The sequence below is a fragment of the Streptomyces sp. NPDC042102 genome (assembly GCF_055582305.1).
Genome location: NZ_JBVJDL010000001.1, coordinates 461,437 through 476,359, shown reverse-complemented (window position 1 = coordinate 476,359; position 14,923 = coordinate 461,437). Strand labels below are relative to the sequence as shown.

The 14,923-nt window shown below is 67.7% G+C and carries 10 protein-coding genes and 2 pseudogenes; 8 read left to right on the top strand and 4 right to left on the bottom strand.

Annotated elements, in window-relative coordinates; genetic code table 11:
• The 3 genes from ACZ6KO_RS01910 to ACZ6KO_RS01900 all read left to right on the top strand — a co-directional run bounded on the left by ACZ6KO_RS01910 (position 1) and on the right by ACZ6KO_RS01900 (position 5,596).
• Positions 1-3,606, top strand: coding sequence for an ATP-binding protein (locus ACZ6KO_RS01910; RefSeq protein ID WP_469298764.1), 3,606 nt, complete (start codon positions 1-3; stop codon positions 3,604-3,606).
• Positions 3,603-4,439 (top strand): phosphoadenosine phosphosulfate reductase domain-containing protein, encoded by an 837-nt coding sequence (locus tag ACZ6KO_RS01905; protein WP_469298762.1) that lies wholly within the window; start codon positions 3,603-3,605, stop codon positions 4,437-4,439. The genes ACZ6KO_RS01910 and ACZ6KO_RS01905 overlap by 4 nt, the downstream gene beginning before the upstream one ends.
• A gap of 305 nt (positions 4,440-4,744) precedes the next feature.
• Positions 4,745-5,596: an adenine nucleotide alpha hydrolase family protein gene (locus ACZ6KO_RS01900; protein ID WP_469298760.1), complete on the top strand. Its 852-nt coding sequence runs from the start codon at positions 4,745-4,747 to the stop codon at positions 5,594-5,596.
• Between the two features lie 205 nt (positions 5,597-5,801).
• On the opposite strand, the gene ACZ6KO_RS01895 is transcribed toward ACZ6KO_RS01900, so the two are convergent.
• Together ACZ6KO_RS01895 and ACZ6KO_RS01890 are read right to left on the bottom strand one after the other, a co-directional pair.
• The gene (locus tag ACZ6KO_RS01895; protein ID WP_469301465.1) at positions 5,802-6,461 is read right to left on the bottom strand and encodes a class I SAM-dependent methyltransferase; all 660 of its coding nucleotides are present in this window, start codon (positions 6,459-6,461) and stop codon (positions 5,802-5,804) included.
• Positions 6,444-6,539: pseudogene (locus ACZ6KO_RS01890) on the bottom strand (flavoprotein); the annotation flags it as partial. The gene ACZ6KO_RS01895 and the pseudogene ACZ6KO_RS01890, both read right to left, overlap by 18 nt.
• A gap of 252 nt (positions 6,540-6,791) precedes the next feature.
• On the opposite strand from ACZ6KO_RS01890, the gene ACZ6KO_RS01885 reads away from it, so the two are divergent.
• The 5 genes and pseudogenes from ACZ6KO_RS01885 (at position 6,792) to ACZ6KO_RS01865 (ending at position 12,153) form a co-directional block, all read left to right on the top strand.
• On the top strand, positions 6,792-7,733 hold the full coding sequence (locus ACZ6KO_RS01885) for a restriction endonuclease (RefSeq protein ID WP_469298758.1): 942 nt from the start codon (positions 6,792-6,794) through the stop codon (positions 7,731-7,733).
• A 281-nt stretch (positions 7,734-8,014) separates the two neighbouring features.
• Complete coding sequence (locus tag ACZ6KO_RS01880; protein ID WP_469298755.1) at positions 8,015-8,779, top strand: DUF5677 domain-containing protein; 765 nt, start codon at positions 8,015-8,017, stop codon at positions 8,777-8,779.
• Positions 8,780-9,170: 391 nt separating this feature from the next.
• Positions 9,171-9,368: pseudogene (locus ACZ6KO_RS01875) on the top strand (CorA family divalent cation transporter); the annotation flags it as partial.
• A 160-nt stretch (positions 9,369-9,528) separates the two neighbouring features.
• On the top strand, positions 9,529-10,056 hold the full coding sequence (locus tag ACZ6KO_RS01870; RefSeq protein WP_469298751.1) for an SMI1/KNR4 family protein: 528 nt from the start codon (positions 9,529-9,531) through the stop codon (positions 10,054-10,056).
• 318 nt (positions 10,057-10,374) lie between these two features.
• Positions 10,375-12,153 carry a TerD family protein gene (locus tag ACZ6KO_RS01865; protein ID WP_469298748.1) on the top strand — a complete coding sequence of 593 codons (1,779 nt, stop codon included), beginning with the start codon at positions 10,375-10,377 and terminating at the stop codon, positions 12,151-12,153.
• A gap of 62 nt (positions 12,154-12,215) precedes the next feature.
• Here the strand turns inward: ACZ6KO_RS01865 and ACZ6KO_RS01860 are convergent, their stop codons facing one another.
• Positions 12,216-13,313 carry a serine hydrolase domain-containing protein gene (locus tag ACZ6KO_RS01860; protein WP_469298746.1) on the bottom strand — a complete coding sequence of 366 codons (1,098 nt, stop codon included), beginning with the start codon at positions 13,311-13,313 and terminating at the stop codon, positions 12,216-12,218.
• Between the two features lie 5 nt (positions 13,314-13,318).
• The gene (locus ACZ6KO_RS01855) at positions 13,319-14,911 is read right to left on the bottom strand and encodes an alpha/beta hydrolase (protein ID WP_469298744.1); all 1,593 of its coding nucleotides are present in this window, start codon (positions 14,909-14,911) and stop codon (positions 13,319-13,321) included.
• Positions 14,912-14,923: the final 12 nt, after the last annotated feature.

Here is a 14,923-nt window from a genome sequence, read left to right as displayed (position 1 = left end):
ATGGCAACGAAGACCACTCAGCGCCCTCAGCAGGTCGCCACTGCACAGCTCCCTGCTGGTATCTCCCTGGTCGGCTCGGAGCTGCGCTCCACCAACCTTGAGCGCGACGTCGAGGAGAAGCACCTCAACGACCCGTACGTAGGAGCCCGCGCGCTCGACGTACTTGATCGCGTCACCAACGCCGTGGCCAATCTGCGGCGCACCCGCGCCTGGTCGTTCACTGGTCCGTACGGTTCTGGCAAGTCCACCCTTTCGAACCTCTTCGACGCCTTCCTTGGCCACGACGAAACCCGACGTGCCGAGGCCGAGGCTGCGGTCAGGGCCAGCAACCCCGGGCAGGCCGCTCGGCTGGCCCGCGTACGCGATGAACTCAGCGACAAGGCCGGCTTCCTCGGCGCTGTTGCCACGGCTCGACGCGAACCTCTCGCCGCTACCGTGCACCGCGCTCTTCAGACCGCGGTCGAGCGTAAGTGGAAGAAGAGGGTTCCGAAGGAAATCGCCCAGGCGCTGGCCGCCTGCGCGGAAGGCGAGGTCCCGAGCCACGAGAGCATCACCAACGCCGTCGCGGCCCTGTGCGACCGGCATCCCCTGCTCCTGATCATCGACGAGTTCGGCAAGAACCTCGAGTACTCCGCCGCTGCCGGCGACTCGGGAAACGCTGCGAGCGACGTGTTCTTGCTGCAGATGCTTGCCGAGAAGGGCGCTGGCCCCTCGGGCATGCGGCTGTTCATGTTCACGCTGCAGCACCTTGCATTCACCGACTACGCGGCCCGTTCCAGCGCCATCCAGACCCAGGAATGGGCCAAGGTCCAAGGCCGCTTCGAAGACATCACCTTCGCTCCGAACCTCGGCGACGCAGTCCACCTCATGCGTCGACGCCTCGACTTGACCGGGGTTTCGGAGTCTGGTCGCGAACTCATCCAGCAGCAGGCCGACGCAGCGGCTAACACGTGGCAGCGCCACGCCCTACGCACTGTCGTGGACATCTCCGCGGAGATGTTCGCCAGCCTCTACCCTCTGCACCCGCTCACCGCCGTTGCCGCGCCTCTGCTCGCTGCACAGATCGGCCAACACGACCGCAGCCTCACCGGATTCTTGGCCAGCGACGAACCGAACACGGTCCGCCGGGCTCTGGAGACCTTGTCGTCTGACGCCCCTGAGCAGGCATGCACCCTGCGCCTGCCGCAGCTGTACGACTACTTCTTCGCCTCCGGCCGTACCACGATCCTCGCCTCGACTAAGGCCAGCCGCTGGCTCGAGGTCGACAACCGTCTCAATGAGGCCCATGGATTGCCCACGGAGGACCAAGACGTTCTCAAGGTGATCGGCATCCTCAACCTCATGGATGCCGATGGTGCGTTGGGCGCCACCCCGCCCATGATCCAGTTCGCTCTGAATGACCCGACGGACGCACTCGACCCCGATCGCTTCGCCGCCCTGCAAGAGCGGTTGAACAAGCTTGTCGACGACGGCTTCATCGTCCACCGCGCCTACAGCAACGAGTACCGGGTCTGGCAAGGCACAGACGTCGACATCGATGCGCGTGTTCGAGAGGTGGCCACGCGTATCGCCCCGGCAGACGTCCTGGGCTACTTCAGCAAGCACCTCGGGACGGTACTTCCTGCGGCGGTCGTGGCCGGCGGACACAGCCAGCGCACGGGCATGCTGCGCTACTTCTCCACCACGGTCAGCCACAAGGGCGAGAAGCTCCAGGGACCTCAGATTGTCCAGGACGCTGCTGACGGCCTGATCGTCTACCACCTCGGGCCACTGAAGACCCGCCCCTCGGTGCAGTCGCCGCTGCCGGTGCTCATCGGCACCACGAAAAACCCGGACGCCGTTCTGCAGGCTGGCATCGACCTGGTCGCTCTCGAGGAGCTTCTCGACGACGACAGCATCGACCACGTCGCCACCCGCGAGATCGAGGAACGTGCAGCGGATCTCTCGCAGACCATCGGCGCCCTGTTGGACGAGGCGTTCAATCCCCTGAGCCCGCAGTCCAACTGGCACCTGTGGCACAAGGGAACCGAGGTCCAGGGTGATGACAGCGAGCCCATCGAGGCCCGCAGCTACGCCAACCTAGCCTCTCAGGCTTGCGACCGGGTATACCCGCATACCCCGCACATCCGCAACGAGATGGTGGGACGCCACCAACTGACTAGCAACGGCGCCCGTGCCCGTCGCGAACTGCTGACTTCAATGCTGCAGCGTTCGGGCAACCCCCTGCTCGGATACGACAGGACGAAGTACACGCCTGAGCGGGCCATGTACCACGGCGTCCTGGAATACCTCGGGTTGCACCGCGCCGCCGGCGAGACGGAAGCTGGAACCGACACCACGAGCATCCTCACGCATGGCCTGTCGCGCCCCAACCTCGAGAAGAACCCCAGCATCATCAAGGCCTGGGAAGCCCTCGAGGAAGCCCTGACCGGCGCGAAGGAGGCCACGCCGATCGTCGACATCTACGAGCAGCTCATGGCGCCGCCCTACGGTGTCAAGGCCGGCGTCGTTCCGATCCTCGTGGTTACCGCACTCATTCTGCGGGCTCAGGACGTCGCCCTGTTCGAGGACGGCAACTACTGCCAGCGGCTCACTCCGGAGATCGTCGAGAGGCTCAACGTCGCTTACCCGGACCGCTTCACGATCAAGGCTGCCCCGACGGGCCGCGGACAGCGCCTCCTCGTCGTCAACAGCCTGGCCAAGGCACTCAACGTCGACACCCCGCGGTCCCGGGCTGCGCGTAACCCTGCGCTGCTCGGCGTGACGCGGGCGATGCTCGAGCGCGTCATGGTTCTGGAGCCCTATGCCCTGAAGACTCGTCGGCTGAGCGCCGAGGCACTCGCGATCCGCGACGTGCTTTCTCAGGCCACCGACCCCGACGAGCTGGTCTTCACCTCTCTGCCCGCAGCGTTGGGCTTTGAGCCGATCGGGGCTACGGCACCTCGGGACGACGAGGCAGCCAAGGCCTTCGTCGCCAGCCTGACCGCAGCACTTGACGATCTCACCGGTGCCGGCGCTGCCTTGCGCCAGGAGGTCGTGGCCACGATCGGCCGCGAGTTCCGTCTCCCGGCCGAGATCACTAGCCTCCGCACCGGACTCACCGAACGGCTGCTCGGATTCGCCAACGCGCCGCTCGAGCTCAACCTGCAGGGCTTCGTCTCGCGTGTTCTCAACGAGAGCCTGCCGGACGAGGACTGGCTCGACCCGATCATCATCCGCCTGGCGAACCGAGCCCTGGGAGACTGGACTGACAAGGACGCCGCGACCTTCCCGCGGCAGGTCAAGGAAGTTGCCCGCGCGCTCGACCGTGTAAGCCACCTGTACGAAGCCCACACCGCGACCGATGCGGCCAAGGAAGAGACCGATACCCGGCAGATCGACACTCATCTGCTGACGCTCACCACCCCTCAGGGGACCGAGGAACGCACCCTCATCCACGTCCCCAAGCAGTCCCGCCAGGTGGCCGACGAGCTCGTTGTCAGTGTCATCAGGCAGGCTGAAGAAGCACTGGGTCCCGACGGCGCACGAATCCTTCTCGCCGCCCTGGCCGAGCGCCTGGCCGTGCAGGACGCCAACGCGGCCCCGACGACGAAGGAGACGCTGTGACCGACAACAACAGCCCGGTGGAGAAGAAGCGCCACGTCCTCGGCCTGTCGGGAGGCAAGGACTCCTCCGCTCTCGCGATTCACATGCGTGACCGGGTACCGGAGATGGAGTACTTCTTCTGCGATACCGGCGCCGAGCTGCCGGAGACGTACGAGTACCTCAACCGACTTGAGGCCGCCGTCGGCAAGCCGATCGTGCGTCTCAACGCGACCCGCGATTTCGACCACTGGCTCGAGGTCTACCAGGGCACGCTGCCCAGCCCTCAGATGCGCTGGTGCACCAAGAACCTGAAGCTCAAGCCCCTGGAGGAGTGGGTTGGCGATGACGAGGTGATCTCCTACGTCGCGATCCGCGCCGATGAGAACCGCCTCGGCTACGTCAGCACCAAGCCGAACATCTCCGCGGTCTTCCCCTTCCGGGAAGACGGCATCGACCGAGCCGGCGTCGACCGCATCCTCGAAGAGGCTGGCATCGGTCTCCCGGCCTATTACGAGTGGCGCACCCGCTCGGGCTGCTACTTCTGCTTCTTCCAGCGCAAGCACGAGTGGGTGGGCCTCAAGGACCGTCACCCGGAGCTGTTCGAGAAGGCCATAGCGTACGAGGAGAAGGTCAACTACCGGCGCACCGCGATGCAGGGCCGCGAGTACACCTGGTCCCAGGGTGAGTCCCTGCACGAACTGATCGCTCGCCGGGACGAGATCGAGGAAAAGCACCAGGCCGCGCTCGACCGCGCAGCCAAGCGTGTGAAGCCGAACCGCCCCCTACTCGAGATACTCGCGGATGCTCACGACGAGGACGACGACGAGGCCGGCTGCGCCGTGTGCCACCTGTAGAGCTCTCGCACGTTGAGGGGCCTTGCTGACTGCGGTCTACGCCGGAGTCAGCAAGGCCCTTTCTCTTTGGCGCCGTCGCCTCACTCCTCAGGCAGCTCCTGCCCGGCGTGCCCCGCTCAATGGCCTACCCACACCACAGCGGATTTCTACCGGTTGAATCCAAAAATCCATCCCATCCAGAGCGGATCTGAAATTGCCAAATATCCAAGCTCGCCAGTAACTCAAGAATTCCATACAACTTGTCGTTGACTTCTCCCCCATACGTGGGTTTGGTTGTGTAGACCGAGACCACGGAGGGGCTGGACTTGACCGAATTTGCCGCTACGCACGACCTCGACCCGATTGCCGAACATGAGCCGCAGAGCGCATTGCGGGTTATATCGTACGGCGGTGGCGTGCAGTCCACTGCGCTTCTTGCCCTAGCAGCAAAGGGAGGAATCGACTTCCCCACCTTCCTGTTCTCTAATGTCGGGGACGACAGCGAGAACCCAGGGACTCTGCGATACATCAGGGAGGTTGCCTCACCCTTCGCACGGGAGCACGGGATATCCCTGGAGATCCTGGAGAAGGTACGACGAGACGGTCGCACGGATACGCTCTGGCAGGTGCTGCACAGGCCGGACGCACGCTCCATACCGATCCCGGTCCGGATGGCTAATGGAGCTCCTGGACGCCGCAACTGCACGGCCGACTTCAAGATCAAAGTGATCTCCAAGTGGCTCAAGGCGCATGGCGCCTCAGCAGACAGGCCAGCCACTGTCGGCATCGGGATATCTGCCGACGAGATCCACCGGGCGAACAGACGACGGGCCGAACCCAATCAGAGGGTCTCTTACCCTCTGCTCGATCTCGGGCTGCATCGCGAAGACTGTATACAGCTGATCAGAGAGGCCGGACTCCCCGTACCTCCCAAGAGCTCGTGCTTCTTCTGCCCATTTCACACCGTCGACGAATGGCGAACGCAGCGAAAATCCGAGCCTGAGCTATTCAGCAAATCGGAGAAACTGGAGAGGTTCATCAACGCTCGTCGCGCCGCACTGGGTCGTGATGACGTCTACCTCACACGGTATGGAGCCCCTCTGGGGACCGCCATTCGTAATCCAGCCGGCGACGACCTCGGGGACGGAAACTGCGACTCCGGATGGTGTATGACGTAAGGGCTCCACGAGGGTGCCACTGAACTTGATCGGGTCGTGTCGTCAGGAAGGCCGCGGCCGCTGCCTCGGACAGCCACTTCCACCTCCGTGCACCCGCTCGTCGATGCTTGGCATGCGGCAGCCGGAGAGTGCGCCAGCTCATCCCGCGACCCCTACGACGACTCGCCAAGTTCCCCGATGAGGACTCGCCGGCGAGCCCTGCACCTCAGGCTGTGCCGACCGCGAGAACGTGCGAGGAGGCGTCCGCGAGCGCGCAGTGCTCGTCCGCGAGGCGGGCCGTCGCGATCGCGTCCGCGAGCAGCGCTCCCGCTACCTTCTGGCTCGCATAGCGGTCTGCCGCGACTACGTACGCCCACCCCGGACCCTCGATTCCGTGCACGCTCACACCATTGAGTCCCGCCTCGGTGGCCTCCTCGGCAAGCTCAGCTGCGGTGTGGAAGTGAATCACCGTGAACCCCCTGCTGCCGTCGTAGGAGCCTGTGCTGATGACTTGCGCGACCTCACCGGCCAACAACTCCGGGGTCAGGCCCGCGCTGACGGTGTAGTCCTGCATCAGGGAGTAGCGGGAGATCCCTGCGGCCGCCACCAAGCCGCCCGGGACCGCGACCCGCCGGGCCTCCCGGAGAGCCCTGAGGCGATCGGCGCGGTCCGCCAGGTGGTACAGCGGGCCCAACAGCAAGACCGCCTCGAAGCAGTGGGCCGGGAGGGCTAGATCGCGGGCGTCGCCAAGCTCGGCCGAACACCCGGGCGCGTACGCGCGGGCCTGCTCCACGTGCTTAGGCACGGGATCTACGAGCAGCACCTCATAGCCGTCCTTGGTGAGCCAGCGGGCATGCGTTCCCGGGCCTTCCTGCGCGGCGGTGATCAGTTTGCCGACATCGCCGGCGATCCCGGCCGCGCATACGACGGTGCACAGGAAGGGCTTGCGCTGCGGCTCGGTCACGCGGCTTCTCCCAGTCGGCAGTTGAAGTGGTGGAGCTCTGGCAGCGTACGACGGCACTGCGGAGCAGCTACGTCGACAACCAGCGTGCGGACGGACGTGCGCAGCTTGTGCGCAGAGCAGTTGGCGTTCGAGTTCTAGCCGCCGAGTGCTGTCCCGAGGCCACGCCCCGGCGCCCCGCGGCGCCGGTCGGCGTCGCTGTCAGTGCTGTGATCTACGCTCCTAGCGGTGACGCCGCCCTGGGGAGGGAACCTCTTGAGCCGCACAGAATTCGTGTTCTTCAGCAACGCGCCCGCGGTCAACAGCCTGTACGGGCTGGAGGAAGCTCTCTCTACGATGCGCCACAAGGCGCAAGCCGTCCTCGGCGTCTTATCGGAATACGAGATGACCGCGTGGTTCCTACCGGCCGAGCTTAGCCCGGCCGCACGCCGCCGCGATCTCTTGCTGATCCGAGCAGTGCAGGTACAGGAGGAACGACTCCTGAGCGTCGTCGAGGATGTGCGCCGTGGTTTGCGCAAGATCCTCGCCAACGACCCTCACTCCCGGCGCAGGCGTGACTGGGCGGCTCGGCTCGAACAGCGTCTCCTGGACGAGCGTCCGGCTTGCCCGAGCTGGGACAGCATGGATATCCATCCCGTCAAAGCGAGTGCGTTTGATGTGGAGTTGGAGCACTCCACGGTCGTGCGCCACCGGTACGAGCAACTGGTCAAGTACGGCACGACGGTCGTTGGGCTCCTCGAGCAGTTGCTCAACGCCGGCATCTTCACAGAACCGGCGGGCCTACCCATGGACCAGATCGACGTGCTGCACCACTCCCGCTTCGAGAAGCTGATAGGTGATCTGCTGGACCGGGACGGCTATCGGGTCATGCGCTCCGGCGGCGGGGCTGGCGACCAAGGCGCCGACGTCCTTGCGATGGACGACCTCGATCGCTACATCATGGTCCAGGCGAAGCACTTCACCGGTGGCAGCGGCTCCGTCGGGCAGCCGGTCGCGCAGCACCTGTTCGGCGGGGCGAACGCGATGCAGCCCTCGGCACTGCCGATCCTCGTGACGAACGGGAAGTTAACCGGCTCGGCGAAGGTCTGGTCGAAGAAGGAGCATCGCGTGCGCCTGGTGGGCCGTGAGGAACTCGCGCGGTGGAGCGGGGGCGGGGAGAGCCTGGCGGCCGTCCTGCGGGCTCAACAGCCCTCGTAGGGGGAGTTTTGCGGTTCCCCCGGCAAGTCAGCCCCAACGTACCTTCTCCACCGTCTTCAACGGGCTCGAGAGGCTGGTTCTGTCCTGACGAGCACGCCTATGCCACGTACGGGAGCCTCCGCTCTGGCGCCAGGCCGCGAAGCGGCCCGTAAGACTTGTTGCGGCCACTCCCCGGCCCCCGCAAATGTCGGCGCCCGGACGGCCCAACCAGCGTGCACTATCTGTGAGACCCTCTCCCGTTTTCGGCTGCGATACCAAGGTGGCTGCGAGAGGCTTCGGCCATGGAACTCTCCCCCGAGCAGCGCAACGAGAAGGCGTACCAAGGTCTTCAGGACCTCACCGAGCTGTTGCAGCGGGACACGGGGCCGCACGCTCCCCCGCCGGAGAACCGTCGGCCCTACGTGATCGGGTGGGGGCTGGTCGCGGCGCTCCATCGCCAGGCGTGCGCTGTCGTCCTCATGTACCGGAACGGTCTCGGCCATGAGGCTGCCCCGAACCGCCGGCTGATGATCGAGTACATGGCCCAGCTCCAGTGGCTGTCCCGGGACGGCGAAGATGCCGTCGACTCGATGAACAAGGCCTTCCAGCACAGCCACGGCAAGCTGCGCAGGGCGGTCGACGGGGGCGGCATGTTCACGTACGACGATGAGGTGGCTGCCGCGGCCGACGCCGTGGCAGCGGCGGTCATCCCGCCGAACCCCGCAAACGAGTTCAACCTGACGGGCAAGCTCCTGGGGCGCCTCGGGAGCGGGCTGCCGGAAATCTGGATCAGCGAGACCCAGCACTCCCACTCCGGGATCTCCGCCGCCCGTGTGTTCTTCGACGACAGCGCGGAGGATGCCGTCCACCTCTACGACAGCCCGCGCTACAGCGCTGTGGCGAGCCCGGATGAGCTGTCGCCTTTCATGGCGTTCATGCTGCTGTACTGCGGCATGGAGGCATTCGATGACGTCATGGCCGGCACCCCTTGGGCAGGCGAACTCAAGCGTATCGGCCTTGCTGCCGGTCTCTTGGACGCCTCGACGGCCGACGAGACGGGCAGCTGATCGGCAACGGACGTCGAAGCCGGGACCACGAGCTGCTGCGGACTGGCCCCGGCCAGGCCGGGTGGGATTCAGCGTCGCGCCAGTTTCCGGCCGACCTCAGCCCACTGAACCCGGCGGAGCCCAGGGCCATACTCACCAACGCCCCCCTACTCCTGCCCCGCTGCCACTACGTCGCGTAGCCTGCCGTGAAAGGCGGATCACGGTCCCGGCCAGCGGTGATCCTCCTTCAGAGGCAGCCTCCGCTGGGGAGAATCTGGGGAGAATGAAGCCCCGTTGGGGAGCGGCTGGGGAGGATCGGCTGCACAATCGGGCAGCACGGGGAAAGGGCCCGAAAGGGCGATCGCCGCAGGTCAAAGCGCTTATCGACTTGATTTCCGCAGGTCAGCGGCCGGAGGGCGAGGACTTCAAGAAGATCTCCTCCTGGGCCGCCATCCTCTTCGCCCCCACCCTGGTCGGCACCATCTACGGCATGAACTTCGAGACCATGCCGGAACTCCACTGGGCGGCGGGCTACCCCTTCGCCATCCTCCTCATGGCGGTGGTCTGCACGAGCCTGTACGTCATCTTCAAGAAGCGCGACTGGTTGTAGAGCACACCTCGATACCCCTTGATCAAGAAGCTGCCTCCGGGCCCTCTGGGGGAGAATCCGCCGGGCACCCGCAGAGGCACTCCGCGCTCTGCCTCTGTGTCTGCCCCTCCCGAGCCGGAGCCGGACTGCCGATGTCGGACCCCATGGCTAGCCTGTCCCCGTGACGCCCACCGATGACCGACAGCTCCCCGCTACGCTGGCCGCTGTGCTGGCCGTTCGATTCGACTCCGCAGCCGAGAACGGGATCGACTTCGAGCCCTTCCCGGCCTTCTTGACCGCCGCCGATACCACCGACTGGTTCCAGGCATGGACCGGGAACAGTGAACTGGACGGCGACGACTTCCGCGTGTTCGGGCAGGACGGCACGGGCGGGTACGCGGCATTCTGGCTGGTTCGCCCGAGCCGGCCCCTGGCCGAGCAGCCCATCGTCTTCCTCGGGTCCGAGGGAGAGACCGGTGTCGTCGCGCGCGACCTGGGTGACTTCCTGTGGCTACTGGCGGGCGGTTTCGGCCCCTGGGAAGCTGCCACCTCGTATGAGCCCGACTGGACCCCGCGTCCTCATCGGGAACTGACCGCCATCGCTGAACAATTCGCGCCGCACCAGCGCCGGTCAGCGACTGCCTTGATCGAACTGGCCGCCCAGGAGTTCCCCGACTTCGACGACATCATCATGGAGCTCTGCCGCTGAACCCGGCGCCCGTGGGGTTCGGATGCCGTACCTATGACGCCGAGGTGGAGGAAGCACACAGGAAGCGCCGGCATGCACGGGGGCGATCGAGGCCCGTGGCCGGCGACGGCTCCACGAAGGGCTACCCCGACGGCTGGTGCCTCGAAGCCCCTGCCGTCCGCCAGCGGCAGGTGCGAAGCCCCGTCATCGGTGCCGGAAGGCTGAGAGACTTTCCGCAGCAGCGAGGGAGGCTCCATGGGTTTCGGATTCCGCGTTGGTGTGCCCGGACTGAGCGTGCGTGTCTCGACGAGGGGCGTACGGACGTCGATCGGGCCACGGATGGCACGCGTGAACGTGGGCGGCGGGCGGACGACGCTCTCGTCGGGCATGGGGCCCTTGTACGCCTCCACCGCGCTGGGCAGTGGGCGCCGCCGGACCACCACGAGCCGCACCCCACGTTCCGGCTCGCGCCCGCGGGCCGCCGTGCCCTCGGGCGCACAGCTGGAACGGGCTCGCCGACAGGCTGAGCGGGCCCAACAGGAGGCGGAACGCGACGCGGCAATCGCTCATCTGCGGGAACTGCGGCAGCAGATGACCAGCGTGCACCTGCAGTCCTTCTCCCCCGTCCACCCACCGGTGGTGCCCGGGCCCCCGCAACTGGGACTGCCTTGGGCGCTGGCCGAGGCCAGAGCGTTCCATCTGGCGGGGCTCGGTGTGTTCGCCCGTGCAGAGCGTGCGGAGGCGAAGCAGCGGGCAGAGCAGGACGCGCCGGTGTACCTGGCCGCCGAGCAGGCAAGGCTGCACGGCGCCCACGGGGCGCTGACCACCGAAGCACATCAGTGGTGGCAGGCCCTCGTCGCGAACGACGAGGCGACCGTTTGCGAGACGGTCAACTACGCCTTCTCCGACAACCCCGCCGCCGGCTGTGCGGTCGGGGTGGACGGCTCCGTGATGTCCGTGGTGATGCGGCAGCACGACATCGACTCGCTGCCCGACCAGACTCCTGGGGTCACGTCCAGTGGGCGCCCCACGCTGAAGACGCTGACGAAGCGGGACCGGGTCCTGTGGTGGCTCACGGCCATGGGGTCCAACGTCATCGCCACCCTCAAGGAGGGATTCGCCGTCGCGCCGGGGATCACCGCGATCGACCTCGCGGTGATCACGCGCATGCCGGACACCCAGCGGTTGGGGTTCGTGGCGTACGGCCGGTGGACCCGCCGAGCCATCGAGTCAGGTCCCTGGCGGCAGCCGGAGGACGCGCTGCGCTTCCTGGACATCGGCCAGGACGTCGCCTGCGCAGTTACCGCTACCGCCTCCGGAAACCTCTCGAACACCATCAAGCCGCTGGACACCAGTCGACTGCCCGGCCTGCAATGCCTGCTCGACCACGCCCAGGACGACGCCGCCTCGGTTGACGCCACACTGGCCGGCCTGGACGGCGACCTCCTGGCCAACACTCCGGCCACCCACGATGCGCCGACCCCGGACCACTATCGGATTCACACGTTCGCCGAGTGGAAGACCCAGGCCCCGTCCGCGGCCCGGACAACCGCCGTCGACGAGCCCGTTCTCGCTGCCCCGGCAGCGCTCGCGCCGGGACAGAACCTCACATTGCCCGACGAGACGTGGGAAGGGCTGAACATCGCATTCAGCTTCGACGGCGCAGATGCCGACCTCACGCTCTTCCTCACCGACGCGCAGGGCCGGGTCGCTTCCGACGAGGACTTCGTCTTCTACAACCAGCCGTCCGCCGCCGATGGGGCCGCGCGTCTCCTGGGGAAGCAGCACGATGGAACGCATACTGTCGAGCGCGCCGCCGTCCACCTCGCAGCCTTGCCCGAACACGTCCAGCGCATGACGATCGCGATCAACATGGACGTCGACACCGGACTGACATGCGGCTCCCTCACCTACGCGGAGCTGTCCATCGGATGCGCTTCCGCCGCCTGGACTTTCCAGCCACCCGCCGACCCTGCCATCAGGGCCATGGTCATCGCGGAGCTGTATCGGCACAGGTCCCCCGAGGGCCGGCCGGTGTGGAAGCTCCGAGCAGTCGGACAGGGATGGGCCGACGGGCTGGACGGCTTGGCCAGGGCGCACGGAGTCGACGTCACGTAGCCCACCGCGCAGGGTCGCCCCGCTGACCAGCGGTGGTCGTCTCCGCCAGGCGGGCCCTCGCGTCACTTGGTCCAGATGTCCAGTAGGCGGTTCGCCACGTGGAGGCTGTCGGGGGGTTCGGTGTTGCACGTGACGGCGACCGCGGTGGTGCGGTCCGGGCTCACCTTGAAGGCGCTGTGGAAGCCCTCCCAGTCGCCCCGGTGCACCAGGCTCCTGTCGGGCAGAAGGAGGATGCCGGCCCCGTACCGGCCCTCGTCGACGCCGCGCGCACGCAGCACGTCGCCCACGCTCACCGCTCCCTGCGTGACCCCGGTGAGCAGGGGGGTTCCGCCGATGCGGCCGGTGCGGTAGTTGTCGGCCCAGCGGACGAGTTCGCCGGGTGTGGTCTGGACGGCTCCGTCTCCGTACTGCGTCCAGGGGGAGGACCGGGGGGTGAAGGAGCCGTCCTTCTCCTCGTACGACTTCGCCTTGCCGGGAACGTCCGCCGCCGGGGCCACGGCCATGCGCAGGCGCAGCGGGTCGAAGAACTCCTGCTGCACGAACGTGGCGAACGGCTTGCCGGTGACCCTTTCGACGACGTGGGCCAGCAGGACGTAGTTCGAGTTGGAGTAGGAGAAGCGCCGGCCGGACGGATCCGCGGGCCGCGTGGCGAGGATGGCCTTGACGGCGTCCTGTTGGCCGGCCGGGTCCGTCAGCCCGACGCCCTTGGCGTGCAGCAGGTCTTCGTAGTCGGGGATGCCGCTGGTGTGGTGCATCAGGTCGGCCAGCGTGACGTGCCGGGTCCAGGCGGGCGGCCGGTCGAGGTGGGCGGACAGGGGGTCGTCAAGCGCGAGGCGGTGCCGGCCGGCCAGCAGGAGGACCGCGTCGGCCGTGAACTGTTTGGAGTTGGACGCGATGTCGAAGACCGTCGCCGGCGTGATGGCCCGCCCGGTCGCCAGGTCGGCCTTCCCCCGCCCCGCCTCCCACACGACGTCACCGCGCCTGCCGACCGCGGCCGAACAGCCCGGGCCCTCGGCGGAGGGCACCAGTTCCCGGAGCGTCTGCGTGCTGCGCCTGTCGCGGTCGTCGCCGGCCGCGTGGGCCGGCGGGTTGACGACACCGGCCAGTACGGCCACCACCACGGCTCCCCCGGCGGCCCGCAACGAAACCGTCCGTTCCACCTGCGTCACCTCTCCTTCGTTTCGCCTCGGCCGGTCTCGAAGGCCGGGGGCTCGATGTCCTTGAGGCAGGCGGTGTCCGGGGCCGTGGGGGTGTCGAAGAAGGAGCGCGTGATCGACTGGGCGCACGTCGACGTGGCGAAGGCCACGTGCGGCGCGTAGGGGATCGTGACGACGGTGGACCGGGGCAGGGTGCGGGCCACGTACGGGCCGTTGTCGGCGCCCGTCTGGGAGTCGAAGCCGCCCGACATGACGAGGGTGGGGATGTCGCTGCGGGTGACGTCCCGGACCGACCGCGGGGCCGCGGGGATGTTCCAGACGCCGCAGTCCGGCCGGACGAAGGTGAGCTGGGGGGCCTGGGCCAGTACGGAGCGGGGGAACGCGGGGAACGCCTCCCGGCCGCTGCGCACGACGTCCGCCTCGGTCTCGTACGGCACCCACTCGCCGCAGAAGACGCCGTACTCGAGGCCGTGGGAGATGTGGCCGAAGGTCTGCGGGTCGGTCTTGGCGGCCGCCCACTGCTCGGCGATCCGCTGCGGTCTGCCGTGGGCCAGTTCGTCGAGGGAGCGGGGGACGCCGGGGGCGGCGTGGGTGGCGGTGGTCATCCAGTTCACCAGGGCTCCGTCGTCCAGGACGACCTTGACCGGGTGCGGGCTGCCGGAGGGCGTGACAGTGGTGGTGACCGGCTCGGCGTCGAGCCGGCGCACCAGTTCGTCGAAGGTGGCGGGCAGGTTCGGGTAGCGCCGGTTGCATGCCGGCTGCTGCGCGCAGGCCTCGAACAGGCTGTTGATGCCCTGCCGGGCGCTGCTCCAGGTCAGCGCCAGCCCCGCCCTGGACGGTGGCAGGATGCCGTCGAGCCCGACCGAGCGGATCCCCTCGGGATGGTCACGCATCAGGACGAGCGCCAGGTGGGTGCCGTAGGAGATGCCGAACACGTTCCATTGCGGGATGCCCAGGGTACGGCGCAGGTCGGCGAGGTCGGCGGCGCTCTCGATGTCGTTGTACGCGGCGAGGTCGGCGCCGCGGGCGCCCAGTTGGTCGCGGCAGCTCCGGGTCGCCTCGACATGCTCGCGCTCGGTGGACGGCGCGTAGTAGACGAGGCCGACGGCGCGTGCCTCGAACTCGTCGATGGTGCGGCAGGTGAGCGCCGGGTCGGCCGAGTAGGTGCCGCGCTGGGACATGAGGATCACGTCCCGGTCGCGGTTCAGGCCGCCGTCGACGGCCCTCTTCGCCGCCCACACGGCGTTGTCGCCGGGCCCGCCCGCGAGCCACACGATCGGGTCGGGCTTCGGCGTGCGTGCGGCCGCCGGGACGATCGCGACGCCGAGCCTGATCGTTCGGCCGCCCGGCCCGGCGCGGTTCTCGGGCACGGTCAGCGTGCCGCAGCGGGCGTCCTTCAGCGCGGCGATCGGCTCCGGGGTCTTCGGGCAGGGGCCCGGCTCGTAGCGGGCGTCGCCCACGGTGCGGGCGACCGTGCCGGCCGCCGCCCCCGGTGTCTCCTCCCGCGCGCTCGCGGGTGCCGCGAGCAGGCCGGTGACGAGGATTGCCGTCGCCGCCGCGGCCGGTCCCGTGCGCAGCCTTCGTACGTGGGGGCGTGCCATGTGTTCTCCCGG

Excerpts from the sequence above, each read along its gene's own strand:
- ACZ6KO_RS01855 (WP_469298744.1), bottom strand. The coding sequence starts at position 14,911 with ATGGCACGCCCCCACGTACGAAGGCTGCGCACGGGACCGGCCGCGGCG.
- ACZ6KO_RS01880 (WP_469298755.1), top strand. The coding sequence starts at position 8,015 with ATGGAACTCTCCCCCGAGCAGCGCAACGAGAAGGCGTACCAAGGTCTT.
- ACZ6KO_RS01910 (WP_469298764.1), top strand. The coding sequence starts at position 1 with ATGGCAACGAAGACCACTCAGCGCCCTCAGCAGGTCGCCACTGCACAG.
- ACZ6KO_RS01865 (WP_469298748.1), top strand. The coding sequence starts at position 10,375 with ATGGCACGCGTGAACGTGGGCGGCGGGCGGACGACGCTCTCGTCGGGC.